The sequence below is a fragment of the Novosphingobium sp. genome (assembly GCF_024642085.1).
Lineage (GTDB): Bacteria > Pseudomonadota > Alphaproteobacteria > Sphingomonadales > Sphingomonadaceae > Novosphingobium.
This window is the reverse complement of the sequence record NZ_JAHEBV010000003.1, coordinates 38,140-54,617: the sequence shown is the minus strand read 5'-3', so window position 1 is coordinate 54,617 and position 16,478 is coordinate 38,140. Positions and strand designations below refer to the sequence as shown.

Annotated in this window: 17 protein-coding genes and 1 tRNA gene; 8 read left to right on the top strand and 10 right to left on the bottom strand. The window is 61.4% G+C overall.

What is annotated here, in order from left to right; all coding sequences use genetic code 11:
- Positions 1–3: 3 nt before the first annotated feature.
- Positions 4–384 carry a heat shock protein HspQ gene (hspQ, locus tag Q0L62_RS02055; protein ID WP_296675715.1) on the bottom strand — a complete coding sequence of 127 codons (381 nt, stop codon included), beginning with the start codon at positions 382–384 and terminating at the stop codon, positions 4–6.
- 157 nt (positions 385–541) lie between these two features.
- On the opposite strand from hspQ, the gene Q0L62_RS02050 reads away from it, so the two are divergent.
- A tRNA-Ser gene (locus Q0L62_RS02050) sits at positions 542–631 on the top strand.
- A 23-nt stretch (positions 632–654) separates the two neighbouring features.
- On the opposite strand, the gene Q0L62_RS02045 is transcribed toward Q0L62_RS02050, so the two are convergent.
- The 8 genes from Q0L62_RS02045 to Q0L62_RS02010 all read right to left on the bottom strand — a co-directional run bounded on the left by Q0L62_RS02045 (position 655) and on the right by Q0L62_RS02010 (position 7,279).
- A complete protein-coding gene (locus Q0L62_RS02045; RefSeq protein WP_296675713.1) occupies positions 655–1,911 on the bottom strand; it encodes a site-specific integrase in 1,257 nt (418 codons plus the stop codon).
- Positions 1,912–1,940: 29 nt separating this feature from the next.
- Entirely contained in the window at positions 1,941–2,318 is a 378-nt protein-coding gene (locus Q0L62_RS02040; RefSeq protein ID WP_296675710.1) for a hypothetical protein, read from the bottom strand.
- A gap of 3 nt (positions 2,319–2,321) precedes the next feature.
- The gene (locus Q0L62_RS02035) at positions 2,322–2,525 is read right to left on the bottom strand and encodes a hypothetical protein (RefSeq protein ID WP_296675708.1); all 204 of its coding nucleotides are present in this window, start codon (positions 2,523–2,525) and stop codon (positions 2,322–2,324) included.
- Positions 2,522–2,812 carry a DUF3489 domain-containing protein gene (locus tag Q0L62_RS02030; RefSeq protein WP_296675705.1) on the bottom strand — a complete coding sequence of 97 codons (291 nt, stop codon included), beginning with the start codon at positions 2,810–2,812 and terminating at the stop codon, positions 2,522–2,524. The genes Q0L62_RS02035 and Q0L62_RS02030 overlap by 4 nt, the downstream gene beginning before the upstream one ends.
- 290 nt (positions 2,813–3,102) lie before the next feature.
- Positions 3,103–3,435: a phage integrase N-terminal SAM-like domain-containing protein gene (locus Q0L62_RS02025; protein ID WP_296675701.1), complete on the bottom strand. Its 333-nt coding sequence runs from the start codon at positions 3,433–3,435 to the stop codon at positions 3,103–3,105.
- A 292-nt stretch (positions 3,436–3,727) separates the two neighbouring features.
- Positions 3,728–4,888: an acyl-CoA dehydrogenase family protein gene (locus Q0L62_RS02020; protein ID WP_296675698.1), complete on the bottom strand. Its 1,161-nt coding sequence runs from the start codon at positions 4,886–4,888 to the stop codon at positions 3,728–3,730.
- A 71-nt stretch (positions 4,889–4,959) separates the two neighbouring features.
- A complete protein-coding gene (locus Q0L62_RS02015; RefSeq protein WP_296675694.1) occupies positions 4,960–6,462 on the bottom strand; it encodes an acyl-CoA synthetase in 1,503 nt (500 codons plus the stop codon).
- Positions 6,463–6,472: 10 nt separating this feature from the next.
- Complete coding sequence (locus tag Q0L62_RS02010) at positions 6,473–7,279, bottom strand: enoyl-CoA hydratase/isomerase family protein (RefSeq protein ID WP_296675688.1); 807 nt, start codon at positions 7,277–7,279, stop codon at positions 6,473–6,475.
- Positions 7,280–7,346: 67 nt separating this feature from the next.
- Between Q0L62_RS02010 and Q0L62_RS02005 the strand changes: the two genes are divergently transcribed.
- Genes Q0L62_RS02005 through Q0L62_RS01990 form a run of 4 tightly spaced genes read left to right on the top strand, consistent with a single transcriptional unit; the run spans position 7,347 to position 12,012 of the window.
- Positions 7,347–8,714 carry a phosphotransferase family protein gene (locus Q0L62_RS02005; protein ID WP_296675685.1) on the top strand — a complete coding sequence of 456 codons (1,368 nt, stop codon included), beginning with the start codon at positions 7,347–7,349 and terminating at the stop codon, positions 8,712–8,714.
- Between the two features lie 4 nt (positions 8,715–8,718).
- Positions 8,719–9,807, top strand: a complete 1,089-nt coding sequence (locus Q0L62_RS02000; protein WP_296675682.1) for an acyl-CoA dehydrogenase family protein — start codon at positions 8,719–8,721, stop codon at positions 9,805–9,807.
- Between the two features lies 1 nt (position 9,808).
- Positions 9,809–11,029 carry an acyl-CoA dehydrogenase family protein gene (locus Q0L62_RS01995; RefSeq protein WP_296675679.1) on the top strand — a complete coding sequence of 407 codons (1,221 nt, stop codon included), beginning with the start codon at positions 9,809–9,811 and terminating at the stop codon, positions 11,027–11,029.
- A gap of 2 nt (positions 11,030–11,031) precedes the next feature.
- Positions 11,032–12,012 (top strand): aldo/keto reductase, encoded by a 981-nt coding sequence (locus tag Q0L62_RS01990; protein ID WP_296675962.1) that lies wholly within the window; start codon positions 11,032–11,034, stop codon positions 12,010–12,012.
- A gap of 27 nt (positions 12,013–12,039) precedes the next feature.
- On the opposite strand, the gene Q0L62_RS01985 is transcribed toward Q0L62_RS01990, so the two are convergent.
- Positions 12,040–13,554, bottom strand: coding sequence for a class I adenylate-forming enzyme family protein (locus Q0L62_RS01985; RefSeq protein WP_296675677.1), 1,515 nt, complete (start codon positions 13,552–13,554; stop codon positions 12,040–12,042).
- Positions 13,555–13,600: 46 nt separating this feature from the next.
- Here Q0L62_RS01985 and Q0L62_RS01980 point away from each other — a divergent pair, with 46 nt between their 5' ends.
- Genes Q0L62_RS01980 through Q0L62_RS01970 form a run of 3 tightly spaced genes read left to right on the top strand, consistent with a single transcriptional unit; the run spans position 13,601 to position 16,478 of the window.
- A complete protein-coding gene (locus tag Q0L62_RS01980) occupies positions 13,601–14,899 on the top strand; it encodes a MaoC family dehydratase N-terminal domain-containing protein (RefSeq protein ID WP_296675674.1) in 1,299 nt (432 codons plus the stop codon).
- On the top strand, positions 14,896–15,687 hold the full coding sequence (locus tag Q0L62_RS01975; protein WP_296675671.1) for an enoyl-CoA hydratase-related protein: 792 nt from the start codon (positions 14,896–14,898) through the stop codon (positions 15,685–15,687). The genes Q0L62_RS01980 and Q0L62_RS01975 overlap by 4 nt, the downstream gene beginning before the upstream one ends.
- Positions 15,687–16,478: an enoyl-CoA hydratase/isomerase family protein gene (locus Q0L62_RS01970; protein WP_296675668.1), complete on the top strand. Its 792-nt coding sequence runs from the start codon at positions 15,687–15,689 to the stop codon at positions 16,476–16,478. The genes Q0L62_RS01975 and Q0L62_RS01970 overlap by 1 nt, the downstream gene beginning before the upstream one ends.

The window sequence follows — 16,478 nt, the reverse complement described above, 5'->3', positions numbered from 1 at the left end:
CGCCTAGTGCGTCATTGAACGGCGCAGGCGATAGCGGCCGTTGGTGAAATCCTCGAACAGTTCATCGAGCGATGGGTGGTCAACCGGACCCGCCTCGCCGTCGGAGAGCAGGTTTTGCTGACTGACATAGGCGACATAGCTGTTCTCGCCGTTTTCGGCGAGCAGATGGTAGAAAGGCTGTTCACGGTCGGGTCGCACTTCGGCGGGGATTGATTCGTACCATTCTTCGCTGTTGGCAAAGACCGGATCAATATCGAACACGACACCGCGGAAATCGAAGATCTTATGCCGCACGACGTCGCCAATCCCGAACCGCGCACGCATCTTAAGCGGAGCATCAATGGTGCGTCCGGCTTGTGGTGAAAAGAAGGTAGCGCGATCCATGCCTGCAGATATAGGCGTTGTGCGACTGCGAAACAACGGCAAGTGCCGGATCATCCCCTAAAAAGCCCAGGCGGGGGCTTGGCAAGGCCATCACCATCGGCTAACCGCCCGCTTCTTCGACCGAACGGGCCCCGCGTCCGCTCAGCGGCGATCTCGCGGAGAGGTGGCAGAGAGGTCGAATGCGCCGCACTCGAAATGCGGTGTACGGGAAACCGTACCGTGGGTTCGAATCCCACCCTCTCCGCCAGCCGCACCGCAGAAATCAGCCATTTATTGTACCGTCACTGTGCCAAGGTTGGCACGGTTACCGCTGGAAGACTGATAGTTGCCCTTGGCGCTTAGTTCGGGATGCCCGACTAAATTACCGGTAACGGCGGGAGGTGTGCCAAGGATCGCCACCGCGCCTAGCAGGTCCGCCGCGTCGAGGTGGCTGTACCGTTCGGCGGTGATGGTGACGCTGCTGTGACCGGCAAACATCGACAGCCGCTGTAGTTCCATGCCGCCCTTGGCGAGGCGGGTCAGGCAGGTGTGGCGCAAGGTGTGTAACCCTACGTCACTTATGTCACCGCCCAGCGCCTTCACGTCGTCCCGAATGTTAGACCACATATACCAAGCCGAGGCGTCCATCGGGAACCAACGGCGCTTGCCGGTGCGCTGGTCGGTTACGGCCTGGGCGTCTAGCGCGGGGATCAGGGCGGCTACCGCTGCCGTCGCGGGGACGATGCGGGGTTTGTCGTTCTTGGTGGAGTAAATCGGCAGCATGAGAACCGTGTGGGCCTGATCGCCGTGCATGATGGTGGTGACACTGTCAGGTCCGAGCATAAGCCCTTCGCTGCGGCGGAAGGCGGTGTCCAGCAAGACGCGGACGAACATGCCGAACCTGCGCCACTGGCGGGACGGCTCGATTGCCTCGCGCTTCTCAATCGCGGCGAAGACCAAGCCCTCTTCCGCGTGGGATAGGACGCGGTCCTTGGTGTTGCGGATGGTGATCGCTGGCATCTTCGGCTTGGCTGGGATGAGCGGCGCTCCCTTGTCGTCTTCGTAGACGTCAGAGGCCATGCGCAGCGCCTTGCTGACCATATCCATCTTGCGCTTCACCGCTCCCGGCGCATAGCCCTCGTCGATCATTTCATCGACCAGCTGGCAGAGCCGCTTGTGCGTCATGGCGATCACCAGCTCGTCATCGATGCGCGCCGTCAGCAGCTTGACGTTGCTGCGTATGGTGGCTTGGCTTTTGGCGTCGGCCCAGCAACGCCGGTCGCTGTGGCACATATCCAGCAGCTTGGCCATCGTCATGCCTTGGGGAGCCGTCGGGCTTGTGGAACTCTTGCTGCGACCTTTGGCCGCGACGGTGGCGCGAGAAGGGTGCTTGGCGTGGACACCGGCCAGCCAATCACGGCGCTGCGCTTCGGCAGCTGCGTGGTCGCGAGTGTCGAGACTGATGCGGGCGCGGCGCAGCTGTCCATCCTCGCCGGGAACCTCGGTGTCGATGTAGTAGATGCCGTTAGGCTTGGTCTTGAGCTTCATGTCCTGTCCTTTCTGACAGTGCGCGGCGTTCAGTGCGCAGCGGCTAGGGCGCTGGCGACTTCTGCCATGATCTGCCGCCCCCGGTTGGTGAGCCGCAGGTATTTTCGCCGGTTGTCGGCGGCGTCGGTCTCACGGGACAGCCAGCCTAGGCCGGGTTCTCGCTTGCCTTCGCGGTTGCGGCCTTCTTCGAGGAAGACCTTGTAGGTGGTATGGAGCGACTTGTTCAGCACGTCCCCAAGCGTCTCGCGTATCTCCGAGAACGTGGCGGGGCGACCGGCCTGATCAGCCAGCCCTGCGATAAGGAAGAACGCTCCCTGCGTCACCGTCATTCGATCCGGCCCGACCTCGGCCAAGACAATCAGTCCCGCCGAGAAGTTTCGCAATGCGGGCATGGGCTTGTCGTTCATGTCTCAATACTCCCTGACGTCGCAGCCATGCTCGGCGGCGAGGGTATCGGCGAGCAGGCATTGGAGGGCAGGGCGCTCGAGCGTGCCGCCTGATATACCCCCATCATCATACGCCCGCGCCAGCAGGCGATGCCACTGTTTGCGCAGCTGCGCCGGCGAGGCATCGGCCAGCGCAGACAGATCGGCCTCGAGGGACTCGCGGCTCACTGGCCGGCATCCGCGATGCGGTAGCAGGTCGCCTCACCGCGCTTGCTCTTCTCGAGCACCGCGCCCTTCTTCTTGAGACCGGTCAGCGCAGCGCGGGCGGTGTGGGTGAGCCAGCCGGTGGCGCTGGTCAGCTCTGCCAGGGTGGCACCCTCGTCGCGCCCGAGCAGGGTGCGGACCAGCGCGATCTTCGTGTTCTTCTCCGGGCGCATCGAAGGGGTAGTCGTAGCGGCGGGAGGGTCAGTCTGGGCAGTGGCGGTTTTGGGCTCGCGGGCCATCTTGCGGGGCATGGGTGGTTCTCCTTGGGTGAGAGCTGCGACCATCGCTGCTTTCACCACCCAAGGCCCTGCCGATCGTGTCGGTCAGGGTGGCGGCCGGTGCTGCGGGCCGCGATTTGCTAGGCGCACCAATGCTTGCCGCGGCGGCGAAGTCCAATGGATTGTGAGGGCATTTGATGAAGTGCGAGTCCTCGATGAGGACGTGGAAATTCGAAAGCACCCCGCCTTCCTCTGACATGGCATAACGGTACTGCCGGTTCGACTACGGGAAGCTCCAGCGAAATCGATCAATGGATGTTTGATCAAGCCAACTTATGAGCTATATCTTCGACGCCAGCATCCTCGACGCTTAGCACCTCACGCACCGGGTGCGGGCGTCGCGTTGCGACAAGGCCGCGCGCCAGGTCCTGCCGCCGCAGCGTCACGGTGTACAAGGAACGCAGCGCCGAGACCGTGCCGTTAACGGTCGGCACGCTGGATCCCGCTTCGTGCTGGTGAATCTGGAAGTTGCGCAGATCCTCCGACGTAGCGGTACCGGGCGGGCGCTTGAGGAAGGCGGCAAAGCGCTGGACGTTGCGCACATACTGGTGCTGCGTGCGGGGCGTGAGTCCGTGCATCATCATGTTGTGCTGCACGCGCTGGCGCAGCGGGCTGATCGGAATGGATGAAGTGGTAGCTATGGCAAGTTCCTCTCGTTGAAGGGACTTGCATCGTCAGACGGCGGCCACTCCCAGCCCAAAACCTATGAGAATTATGCTAACCCGCATCCAGGCTACCCTCCCGCGGAGCGGATTCGTGCCTGTTAGCTAATCCGGTCATGGCCGAGAACGGGAAGGGTGGGTTGGCAATGTCCATGTCCGACCGCTTGGGTCCAATTATTGTGGTGGCACTCCTGCGGGGACTGGCTCGAAAGAGTTAGGGTACCGGTCAATCGAACAGACTCTGATACTTCTGCGAGAACACATCGCGCCCGATTATCAGGCGCATGACCTCGCTCGATCCGGCGAGAATGCGGTTGATGCGCGAGTCCGTGAACATGCGGCTGATCGGATATTCGTCCATGAAGCCTGCCCCGCCGTGAAGCTGGACACCTTGGTCCATCATCTTCCATTCGACTTCGCTGGCCATCATCTTGGCCTTTGCCCCCATATTACCGGTGAGGCGCCCGAAGTTGTGCTCGGCAATGCAATGATCGACATATACTTGGACCATCTCAATCTCGGCATCGAGCTCGGCCATGCGGAACTGGGTGTTCTGCTGATCGGCCAAAGGCGCGCCGAAGATCTGGCGCTGCATTACATAATCGCGGGTTATGTCGAACGCTTTGCGGGCGTGGGCCGCGCTGCCCACAGCGCCGATCAGCCGTTCTTCAGCCAGGCCCTCCATAAGGTAGTAAAATCCTTTGCCAGCCTCGCCCAGCTGGTTGGCTTTGGGGACTTTCACGTTGCTGAAAAACAATTCGGCCGTGTCTTGTGCGGGGAGGCCCATCTTCTTGAGATTGCGGCCGCGTTCGAACCCTTCCATCCCGCGTTCGAGGATCAGCAGCACCATTTCGTGTTTTTTGGCGGCCCCTGCCACCTTAGCAGCAACGATCACAACATCGGCGTTGATGCCGTTCGAGATGTAGGTTTTGGAGCCATTGAGCAGCCAGTGATCGCCGATGTCCTGCGCAGTGCTGCGCATGCCCGCAAGGTCCGATCCCGCGCCGGGTTCAGTCATGGCGATGGCCAGAATTGTTTCGCCGCTGACGCATTTCGGCAGGAAGCGCTGGCGCTGTTCCTCAGAACCAAAGCGCTGGAAATAGGGTCCGACAAGACGGCTGTGGAGGGTGTTGTACCACTGCTTGCAGTCCACCCTGAAGGTCTCTTCGATGATGATCTGCTCATAGCGAAAATCGTTGTCGCCCATGCCGCCGTATTTTTCATCGGGCCAGATCATCAGGAAGCCCATATCGCCGGCTTTCTTGAAGGCATCGCGATCAACTATCCCAGCCTCGCGCCAGCCCTCCATATGGGGCGCGATCTCGGCCTCGAGGAATTTGCGATAGGCATCGCGGAACATGATCTGTTCGGAGGTGAAATTGCGCATCTTAAGGTTCCTTCGAATGGTGCGCTGGAATGTGCTGCTGTGCCGGGTCCAGGCATGGACTTTTGCCCACATCAGGACTTCCAGTAGCGATCCTTGATCAGGCGTTTGTATAGCTTGCCGTTGTCGAGCCGGGGCAAGGCAGGATCGAAATCGACCGAGCGCGGGCATTTTACCGAACTCAGACTTTCCTTGCAGAACGCGATCAGCACATCCGCGAACTCATCAGTGGCGTCGGCAGGATCGAGCGGCTGCACAACCGCTTTGACCTCTTCGCCGAAGTCGGCGTTGGGTACGCCGATAACTGCGGCATCCGCCACCCGGGGATGCGTGATCAGCAGATTTTCGACTTCCTGCGGATAGATGTTCACCCCGCCCGAGATGATCATGTAACTCTTGCGGTCGGTCAGGAAGAGATAGCCGTCGGCGTCGAGATAGCCGACATCGCCCAAGGTCGACCAAGCGGGATGGAGCGGGTTGCGGGCATCCCGGGTCTTGGCTTCGTCGCCAAGATATTTGAAATCCCACCCGCCCTCGAAATAGACGGTACCCTGCTCGCCCGCGGGAACCTCGTTGCCGGCGTCGTCGCAGATATGCACCACGCCCCAGCTCGCCTTGCCGACCGAGCCAGGCTTGCGCAGCCACTCTTCCGGCCCGATCCGGGTGGAGCCGTTGCCTTCCGAGCCACCGTAATATTCGTGGATGATCGGGCCGAGCCAGTCGAACATCGCGTGCTTAATTTCGACCGGGCAGGGGGCTGCCGCATGAACCACGATCTTGAGCGAAGACAGATCGAAACGAGCGCGCACCTCAGCAGGCAGTTTCAACAGCCGCACGAACATTGTCGGGACCATCTGGACCATGGTCACGCGGAATTTCTCGATCGCTGCCAGCGTCGCCTCGGGCTCGAATTTGCGCATTACCACCACTGTTCCGCCGAGGCGGTGGACGCTGGTGGTATAGGCCAGCGGTGCGGTATGATAGAGCGGTGCAGGCGACAGATAGACGGTCTGCGGCCCGGTGCCGTACGCACTCGCAGCAAATTCGGCGAGCATGTGGCTGGCGGTGACATCACCATCTGGCAGTGGCAAGCGAATGCCCTTGGGGCGCCCAGTGGTTCCGCTCGAATAGACCATATGGAAACCCGGCGCTTCGTCGCGGATTGGGGTTGCGGGCTGGCTGGCGAGCGCGGCGTGCCACTCGTCAATGGTCAGCACTTTTACGCCAACCCGGCGGGACAGAGCGGCGAAGCCAGGAATTTCGGGCGACGCAACCACCAGGCGGCTGCCGGAGTTCTCGACGATGTAATCCGCTTCTGCAGCGGTCAGCCCCGTGGCAATCGGCGTGATATAAATCCCGGCGCGCTGACCAGCCCAATAGACCTCGAACACCTCGCGGCAGTTGGGTAGCCAAAAGGCAATCGTGTCGCCTTTGGCAATGCCCAGCGAACGCAGCAACTGTGCCCCGCGGTTGGCTCGCTCCTCAAGCTCGCCATAGGTCAAACCGGGCGAGCCATCGCTCATCACGACAGCAGGTTTGGCCGGATCTGATGCGGCGTGAAGGCGCGGGTGAGTCATCGGCGGTCGATCAACGCAAGGTGTACTTCTTGGCCTTGTCGGCCATCAATGCGGCGCGGTCGACCTGCGGCACGCCGACCGGATTGCCGATCTGCGGGTATTTGAGGCCGTTTGCCAGCGCAACTGAGCGCGGCAGATCAAGACTGGTCCAGATCGCCTTGATGCTGCCCTGAATGGCGGCAGGAGGCTTGGCCGCGATCTGCAACGCCAGTTCGTGCGCTCGCCCCCACAGGCTGTCGAGCGAGACGACTTCGCTGACCAGGCCGATCGACTTGGCGTATTCTGCGCTCATCCGCTCGTCGTTGCCGAGCAAGATCATGCGCAGCACGTCGGCGAGCGGCATTTTATAGGTCATCCCGATCGGCTCGAGCGCCGAGGTCATCCCGTAAGTGACGTGGGGATCGAAAAATGTCGCGTCATCCGACGCGATGATGATGTCGGCTTCGTTGAGCCAATAGAATGCGCCGCCAGCCGCCATGCCGTGGACTGCCGCAATCATCGGTTTCCAGCATTTTTGCGATTTCGGGCCAAGCATGTCGCCCGGGTCTTCGCAATGCCAGACGTTATTGAGATCCACCGCTGGTCGCTGGTCGCCACCCGCAGCCGGTCCCTTGACATCCACCCCGGTGCAAAACGCGCGGCCTGGCGAGGCGCGCAGGACAACCACGTGGATGTCGTCGTTCCATGAAATTTCGTGCCAGGCCTGGGCAAATTCATCCATCATCTGCCGGTTGAAGCTGTTCATCGCTTCGGGCCGGTTGATCGTGATCGTCGCGATGTGATCGGCGACGTCGAACAAGATGGTTTCGTAGCTCATGCTTGACTCTCTTCCCGGCGAAGTGTGTATGGGCTTATGTGACCTAGTTATATAACTGAGAGGATCAATGGCAAGCGCAATCCCTGCTGCTTTGCGCGACGAGGTAGAGCAAGACACGGGCTGTGTCATTGCTGCCGAACGTGCGCGCGGCGGGGGTGGCGCATCTCGGCAGGGCGCCGAAGTGACCCTGCGGGCGCCGAGCGGAACCGAACGGCGTTGTTATCTGGCCTGGGATGCGCGCGCTGGCGAACCCGCCCGGCTCGATTACTTCAGGCGCGAAGCTGCCATCCTCGCCGCGCTTTCAGGGCCGTTGCGCAGCGCCGGAGTGAAAGTTGCGGGGCTGATCGGTGCTTACCCCTCGCACCTTGCGCTGCTCAGCCAATTCGTTGCCGGGAACGACCGCTTCGCGCAGGCCGGAGACAAGGCCGGCCTGGCCCGTGAATTTGTCGAGCAGCTCGCAGCGCTACATTCACTTGATGCCCGCTTGCCTGAATTTGCAGTATTGGGCGATGCGAACGAAGCGCCGGCGCAGCGCATCCGCGCTAATCTGGCGAACTGGACGCGCCAAAACCTGGCATCGGGCCCCGACCCGATTTTGCAGCTCGCGCTGCTATGGCTGTCGCGCAACATTCCTCAGGATATCGGGCCAGCGGCTGTGCTGCACGGCGATGCCGGTCCGGGCAATTTCATTTTTGCCGATGACCGAATTGCGGCTCTGGTCGACTGGGAGCTCACCCACCTGGGCGATCCAGCCGAAGATCTGGCCCAGATCTGGGTTCGCAGCCTGATCCAGCCATTTGTGCCGATCCGCGACATCTTCGCCTCTTACGAAGCCGCCACTGGACGAATAGTCGATGTGGCGCGGGTCAAATTCCACCGGCTCTATTTTCAACTCTCGTTCTCGGTATCAAGCGCAGCTCTGGCCAGTGCGCCCGGATCGCGTCTTGGCGCCAGCGGTACGGCGCTGATGTTCGGCACGATGCATAGGCGGGTCATGGTTCGCGCGCTGGCTGAGCTTGCCGGAATAGCTCTGGCCGATCCGATCCTGCCGGAATGCGATGCCGATTGGACTGATCGCACGTTTGCTGCGGCCCTGGACGATCTCAAAAGCTCGATCGTTCCCTTGGCAACCGATCAGCTCACTGCAGCGCAGGCCAAGGATCTGGCCCGGCTGGTCAAATTCTGGCGTAGGCGGGCCAGCCACGGCAAGGATTTCGATGCCACTGAGCTGGATGAAATCAAAGCTGTGATGCGGACTGCGCCCGATGATCTTGCTGGTGCCAGAGCGGCCTTGGCCGAAGCCATCGCTGCCGATGCGATCGATTTCGCAGGAGCGCTGCAGCTGTGCCACAACCGCATGGTGCGCGAAACTTTTGTAATGGCCGAAGCGATGGGCGCATTGGCCACGACCTGGTACGACGAAGCAGTGGATTGAACCGATGGATTTCGACCTCTCAGATGAACAGAAAATGCTGGCCGAACAAGCGCGCGGATTGTTAGCCGAACGGACGCCGTTCGATCATTTGCGCAAACTGATCGACAGCGGCGCCGAGTGGGACGAGCCGCTGTGGCGCGAGCTGGGTGAGATGGGCTTTCTTGGTGCCAACGTGCCCGAGCAATTTGGCGGGCTCGGCCTGTCCGAGCTCGATCTCGGCGTCATTTCGCAGGAGCTTGGCCGGGTCAATGCTTCCGTGCCGTTCTTTTCGTCGATCATTCTTGCCGCTGACGCGATCCGGCTGGCCGGGAGCGAGGCACAGAAGACCGAGTGGCTGCCCAAGCTGGTGAGCGGCGAAGTTGTGGCCTGCTTTGCCAGCGCCGAAGGGCCGGGGCCGATACTGGGGCAGAAGGTCGAGTTTTCTGGCGGTGCACTGAAAGGCACCAAGTCACCGGTGGCGGATGCCGGAATCGCCCAGATTGCAATTGTTCAAGCGGGGGCCAGTCTGGTGCTGGTCATGCTCGAGCAAGCCGGTGTCGAGCGCACGAAGCTTGAAAGTTTCGACCAGTTGCGACCGCATTACCGGCTGGATTTCAACGCGGCGCAAGCCGAACTGCTGCCGGGCACTGGCCAGATCTCGACTTTGCTCGATCGTGCCGCAGTTCAGGCAGCGTTCGAGGCGGTCGGCGGCGGCGAGGCGTGTCTGCAGATGGGCCGCGACTATGTGATGGAGCGGCAGATGTTCGGCCGTTCGCTCGCCAGTTACCAAGCGATCAAACACAAGCTTGCCGACGTCGCGGTGGGTATCGAACTGGCCAAAAGCAACGCATATTATGGGGGCTGGGCTGCAGGCGCGTCGGTCGACGATCTGCCTGGAGCTGCAGCTGCGGCGCGGCTCAGCGCGATCAAGGCGTTCGAAAATGCCGCGCGCGAAAACCTCCAGGTTCATGGCGGCATTGGCTACACTTTCGAGGCCAATTGCCACTTCTATTATCGCCGCGAACGGATGCTTGCCGTTATCCTCGGCAACCGTGGTTTCTGGGCCGACCGCTTGCTCAATGCACAGCCCGGCACCCAAGGAAAGGCAGCCTGACATGGACTTCAACGATACTCCGCAGGAAGCCGCATTCCGCGTCGAAGCGAGGACGTGGCTGGCTGCGCACGCACCGGCGCATGAATTACAACCAGGCGTCACAATCCCCGATACTGAAGAGGCGGCGCGTGGCCGGGCCTGGATGCGCGAGCTTTACGAAGGCGGCTGGTCCGGGCTTACTTTCTCCAAGGCACTGGGCGGGCGCGGGCTATCGGGCGCCGAAGCGGTCGTCTTCTCCGAAGAGGAGGGCCGCTACCATCTTCCAAAAGGGCCGTTCACCTCGATCGGCACCGGCATGGCGCTGCCGGTGATCGCCAAACACGGCAATGACGAGCAACGCGCGCTCTATGTCGAACCGACGCTCAAGGGCGATCTGACTTGGTGCCAGCTTTTCTCCGAACCGGCTGCGGGTTCGGACCTCGCGGCGCTGCGGACCAAGGCGGTGCGGACTGATGACGGTTCAGGCGACTGGATCGTCAACGGCCAGAAAGTCTGGTCGAGCTGGGCACATCTCACCGATTGGGGAATCCTCGTCGTGCGCACTGACGCGAGCGTGCCCAAGCACAAGGGCCTGACTTTCTTCGTCGTCGACATGAAGACGCCCGGCATCGAAACGCGGCCCATCCGGCAAATTTCGGGCGCGAGCGAATTCAACGAGACCTTCCTCACCGATGTGCGCATTCCCGATGCCAACCGGATCGGGGCGGTCGGTGAAGGCTGGGCCTGCTGCATGACAGTACTGATGGGCGAACGGCTTGGATCGGGCGCACATCGCAGCGGGGTCGAGCCTCTGCTCGACTATGCGGCCAAAACGCCCGCCGCGCATGGCGGTACCATGCTCGATGATCGCGCCGTGCGGCAGCAGCTGGCCGAAGCCCTGGCCGAGGAACAGGGCGAGCGCTTCTTCCAGGCGCGGTTGCGCACAATGGTCTCCAAGGGCGAGAACCCGGGGGCGCTCGCCGGGATGGTTAAGCTGGCCTATGCCTCGCGCTATCAGAAGGTTAGTGGGCTCGGTATGGAGCTCCGCGGGCTCGATGCCATCGCGCCGGAAGCTGGCGATACCTTCACGCCCGACCTGCAATACGACTATATCTATTCGACCGTTATGCGCATTGCTGGCGGAGCCGATGAAGTGCTGCGCAACCAGATCGCCGAGCGCGTGCTGGGCATGCCGGGCGAAGTGCGGATGGACAAAGATGTCCCGTTTGAGCAACTGAAATGACCATGGAATATCGGCGGCTAGGTAAATCGGGTCTCTCAGTTTCGCGGCTGTGCCTTGGCTGCATGAGCTTTGGCGAACCGGGCAAAGGCGCACATCCTTGGGTCCTCGACGAAGCGGCGAGTCGGCCGATCATTCGGCGCGCGCTCGAGGCAGGGATCAATTTCTTCGATACCGCCAACATCTATGCCGATGGGGTTTCGGAAGAAATTACCGGTCGGGCGTTGAAGGATCATGCGCGGCGTGACGAGGTGGTCATTGCTACCAAGGCCTGGGGACGCTGGGGCAAGGGACCCAATCAGGGCGGCCTGTCGCGCAAGGCACTGATGCAGGCGGTCGACGACAGCTTGCGCCGTTTGGGCACCGACTACATTGACCTTTACCAAATACATCGCTGGGATCCAGAGACGCCGATTGAGGAAACACTCGAAGCGCTGAATGATATAGTTCGCGTCGGCAAGGCCCGCTACATCGGCGCCAGCTCGATGCATGGTTGGCAATTCCAGAAGGCGTTGATGCTGTCCGAGCGGAACGGCTGGACCAAGTTTGTGTCGATGCAGAACCATCTGAACCTACTTTACCGTGAGGAAGAGCGGGAGATGCTTCCGCAGTGCCTGGAGGAGGGGATCGGCGTAATTCCTTGGAGCCCGCTGGCGCGCGGGCGGCTGACCCGGCCATGGGGTGAGACGACGACCCGCTCGCAAGGTGATCGCTTTGGCCAGTTGCTATATTCGAGAACCGAAGAAAGCGATCGGCTGGTTGTCGATACCCTTTCTGCGACAGCGTCTGCCCGCGGGCTTCCGATGGCGCAGGTCGCGTTGGCTTGGGTGCTGGGTAAGGAGGGTGTAACGTCACCGATTGTGGGGGTCAGCAAACTCGCACAACTTGACGATGCGCTGGCTGCAATGACGGTAACGCTATCACCTGAGGAAACGGGAGCACTTGAGGCGCCTTACATCCCGCATCCTGTGCTTGGTTTGATGTAGTCGCGCTTGATCGAAGCGCGAGCCTGTTCAGGCCGCGCGGCGCCGCTCGGCCGCAGCCTTGGCAAGCGGCTCAGCGAGTTCCTTTTTCAGAACCTTGCCGTTTGGATTAAGCGGCAATTCGTTTAGGATCAGCAGGGTCCGCGGAACTTTGTTGTCTGCCACGTGCTCGCGGCAGAACGCCAGGATTTCGTCCGGCGTGGCAGTCTTGCCCGGACGCAGCGAGACAGCGGCGGCAATGTCCTCGCCCAGCACCTCGTGAGGCACGCCAACAACCGCCGCCTGCTGGACTGCTGGATGCAGATGCAGTGCGGTCTCGATCTCGAGCGGGGTGATATTGTACCCGCCGCGGATGATCAGCTCCTTCGAGCGGCCGGCCATGATCAGATCGCCGTCTTCGTCGACGTAGCCAAGATCACCGGTCTTGGTCCAGCCTCCAGCAAAGCTCGCGGCACTGGCTTCGGGATCGTTCCAATAGCGGCGCGGGTGTTTCTGGAAGCCGTAAATCTCACCGACCACGCCGGCCCGGTTGATCTTCACTCCAGCTTCGTCGCGCAGTTCCATGTGCGGCGGCAGCTTGCCAACGCAGCCAGGCTTCAACACCTGTTCTTGGCTGGTGGTGCCGAGCCCGATCCCGCCTTCGGACATGCCGTAACTGTTGCGAATGCGAAGGTGCGGCCATAGCGCAGCGGCACGTTTTACCGAATCGTGCGGTAGCGGCGCAGTGCCGGTCATAAGGTACTTTACCCCGGCGAAATCGTAATCGCCGACATCGGGGTGATCGAGCACCAACCGAAGCATCGTTGGCACCAGGTAAACGAGATTGGGGCGCCGATCCTTGACGAGCTCAAGGAAGCCCTTGGGATCGAACTTGGGCTGGGTAATCGCAGTCGCTCCGCCGCGTGCGGGCAGCATCACGATCCCCAGGTTTCCGCCCGATCCGGTCAGAGGCAAGGCGCTGAGCGTCGAGCGCGAGCGATCCATGTTTGTGCCAGTGACGCCGGTCATCAGATCGGGGTGTGATACGACGACGCCCTTGATCTTGCCTGTGGTTCCGCTGGTTCCAAGGATTTCGGCGTCTGCGGTGGGATCGAGGCTGTCCTGATCGGGCAGTGCAGCAAGATCATGCGGCATGGCGTCGACCGACCAGCAGCCCTCAAGCTTGAGCGGGGCAATCACATCAGGCACATCGGTGATGCACCACTTCGGCGTGGTCAGCGCGGCAAAATCTTCGATTTCCTTGGGACTCAGCCGCGTGTTGATCGGGCAGGCAATGCCGCCGGCGCGAAACACTGCGAACACTGCGATCGCCATTTCGGCAGCGTGAGCGTTGCTGATCGGCAGGAATACGCGGTCACCCGGCTGGAGACCGGCTGCAGCAAGGCCGCCGCCAACTTCGTCGGCTTCGCGGTCCCATTCTGCGTAAGTGATTTTCCGGTTGATTCCGTCGTGCGCAATTTCATCGCGCTGGTGCTCGGCGCGCAGCTTGAGCGCGTCACTGATCCGCTTGACCCTCACCCGAACGTCCCCACTTGCTTCTATCATCCCCGTGTATTACCTAGTTATACAACTCGGATCAAGGAGAGAATCGATGGCTGATCAGGCAGAGGCAGCGAAAACGGATATTCTTGCAAGCGACGAATGGCAGAAAGCGGTCGATTATTCGATCACCGATGAGGATATCGAACGTCAACGCGCGCTGTTGGGATTCGACCAGGCGGCCAAGACTCGCGAGTACATCCAGACGGCGACTGAGGACAATATCCGCAATTTCGCGCACGGCTGCGGTGACGACAACCCGCTGTACTGCGATCCCGACTATGCCCGCAAGACGAGGTGGGGCGGGATGATCGCGCCGGGGATGTTCGTTGGCATGATCAACAAGCCGATGCTGGGCGATCCGGTGCCGGACGAAATCAAGGCGCTGCGCAAGAGCCTGTTCCGCGGGATTCACGTATTCGTGTCCGGCTCGCAGTGGGATTTTTACCGCCCGGTCCGTCCTGGTGACACAATCTACAGCTTCAATGGCGATGAAACCTGCGAAGTGAAAGCTTCCGAATTCGCCGGCAAATCGGTGATCAAGGTTCGCCGCGACGTCAAGGTCAACCAGCGCGGTGAAGTGGTCGCTGTCTACCGCATCCTGAGCGTGCTGACCGAGCGCAAGACTGCCGCCAAGAAAGGCAAGAACCTCTCGATCCCACCAGCGCATTATGACGACGAAGAGTTCGCCAAGATCGAAGAAGTCTATGCGAACGAGAAGGTTCAGGGCGCGGCGAAGCGCTGGTTTGAAGATGTCGAGAAGGGTGACAGTCTGGGCCAGCAAGCCAAGGGACCACTGACCGTGACCGACGTGATCGTGTTTCACGCCGGCGGGTACGGTTTCGTGCCTTACGCGCCGACCGCCAACCGGCTCGCGCACAAGAACCGCAAGCGCATCGCACCGTTCTACGTCAAGAACGAACAGGGCGTGCCCGATGTGGCGCAGCGTCTGCACTGGGATCCCAAGTGGGCCCAGGCGATCGGCAACCCGATGGCTTACGATTACGGGGTCATGCGCGAGAACTATCTCTACCAGTACCTCAGCGACTGGTGCGGCGACGATGCGATCATTCTCCATGTCCATGACGAAATCCGCAAGTTCAACTACATGGGCGATGTCCAGATGGTGACCGGCGAAGTGCTGACCAAGCGCCAGGAAGATGGGCAGAATCTGGTCGATGTTGCGGTCAAATTCGTCAATCAGCGCGGTGAGGAATCGGTCCGCGCGACTGCTACGATCGCCTTGCCGTCGAAGGACAACCCGCTGCCGATGCACCGCGAAGTTCCGCGTGACCTCGCCCTGAAGGCGGCGCAGATGATGGCGCGGCATTGGGAGCTGGGCGGCAAGTGAGCGAAGAAGTCATCATCGAAAACGAGGGTGGTGTCAGGATCATCACCCTCAACCGGCCGGACCGGCTCAATGCGCTCACCGGCTCGATCATGGCGCCTTTGGCCGATGCCTGCGCCGACGCGGCGCGCGATGCGTCGGTCGGCTGCGTGGTGGTGACGGGGGCAGGACGGGGGTTCTGCGCCGGTGGCGATCTCAAGGAAGGCGGCGCAGACAAGGCGATTGTTGCGGCCAACCCGGATTCGGGCAGCCGCAGCGAGCAGAGTTTCGTCAGGCTGCGCGGGTTCATGGAAACCTCGCGCCTGCTCCATGAGATGGCCAAGCCGACGATCGCAATGATCAACGGCCCGGTAGCCGGGGCGGGGATCGGCATCGCCGGAGCCTGCGATCTGCGCTTCGCTGGTCGGTCCGCCAGTTTCCTTACGGCATTCGACAGAATTGGCGCAGGCGGCGATTTCGGCTCGACCTGGTTCTGGTCAAGGATCGTCGGTACTGGCGTGGCGCGCGAACTGTTCCTGCTCGGCGAAAAGCTGAGCGGTGAGGAAGCCTTTGCCAAGGGGCTCTACACGCGCCTGTTCGATGATGATCAGCTCCGCGACGAAACGCTCAAGGCTGCACACCGGCTGGCCGACGGGCCGCGCATGGGCTTCCGCTACATGAAGCAGAACCTCAACAATGCCGAGGACTGGGCGTTCGAAGCGCAGTTCGATGCCGAGGCGCTCAATATGGGCCTGTCGACCCAGGCTACCGCGATGATCTGGCGCGAAAAGAAAAAGAGCGAGCAGGAATAATGGCGCAGCACGTCCGGATCGACCGCGCCGCAAACGGCGTGGCGCTCGTTGTCGTTGCACGTGCTGATATCGGGAATGCGTCGTCGCCGGCGATGCTCGGCGAAATCCGCGATGCCTTCACCGAACTCTCGAGTGACAACGAAGTTCGTGCGATTGTGCTCAGTGCCGAAGGCAAGCATTTCTCGGTCGGGGCCGATTTCGGCTTTCTCAAAGACATCACCGCGATGCCCGCGAGCGAGATTAAAGGCACCGTCTATGCCAACTTTCAAGGTGCGGCCAAGGCGATCTATCGTTGCGCCAAGCCAACACTGGCGCTGGTCCAGGGCGCGGCGGTTACCGTCGGCTGCGAACTGGCGCTGGCCTGCGATTTCCGCATTGCGGCCGACAATGTCCGATTTCAGGAGAGCTGGATCAAGTTGGGTATCATGCCACCCTTGGGCGGGGTGTTCCTGTTGCCGCGGATCATCGGGATGGGCCGGGCCATGGAAATGTGCATGCTCGGCAAGCAGGTTGGCGGCGAAGAAGCGCTGCGGATCGGACTGGTCAGCGAACTGGTTGCGCCGGACCAGCTGCCCGTGCGCGGTCTGGAATTTGCCCGCGAGCTCACCGCTTTGCCGCCAATGGCTTACGCCACGGTCAAACAATCGCTCCAACGCGGCCTTGAGAGTTCGATGGAGGCGGAGTGGCAAGCAAACCTGTCCAATCAGGCGCTCCTTTTGGGAAGCGAGGATTTCCGTGAGGGGCTTACTGCGGTGACCGGCAAACGCGCTCCGCAATTCGCCGGACGCTGA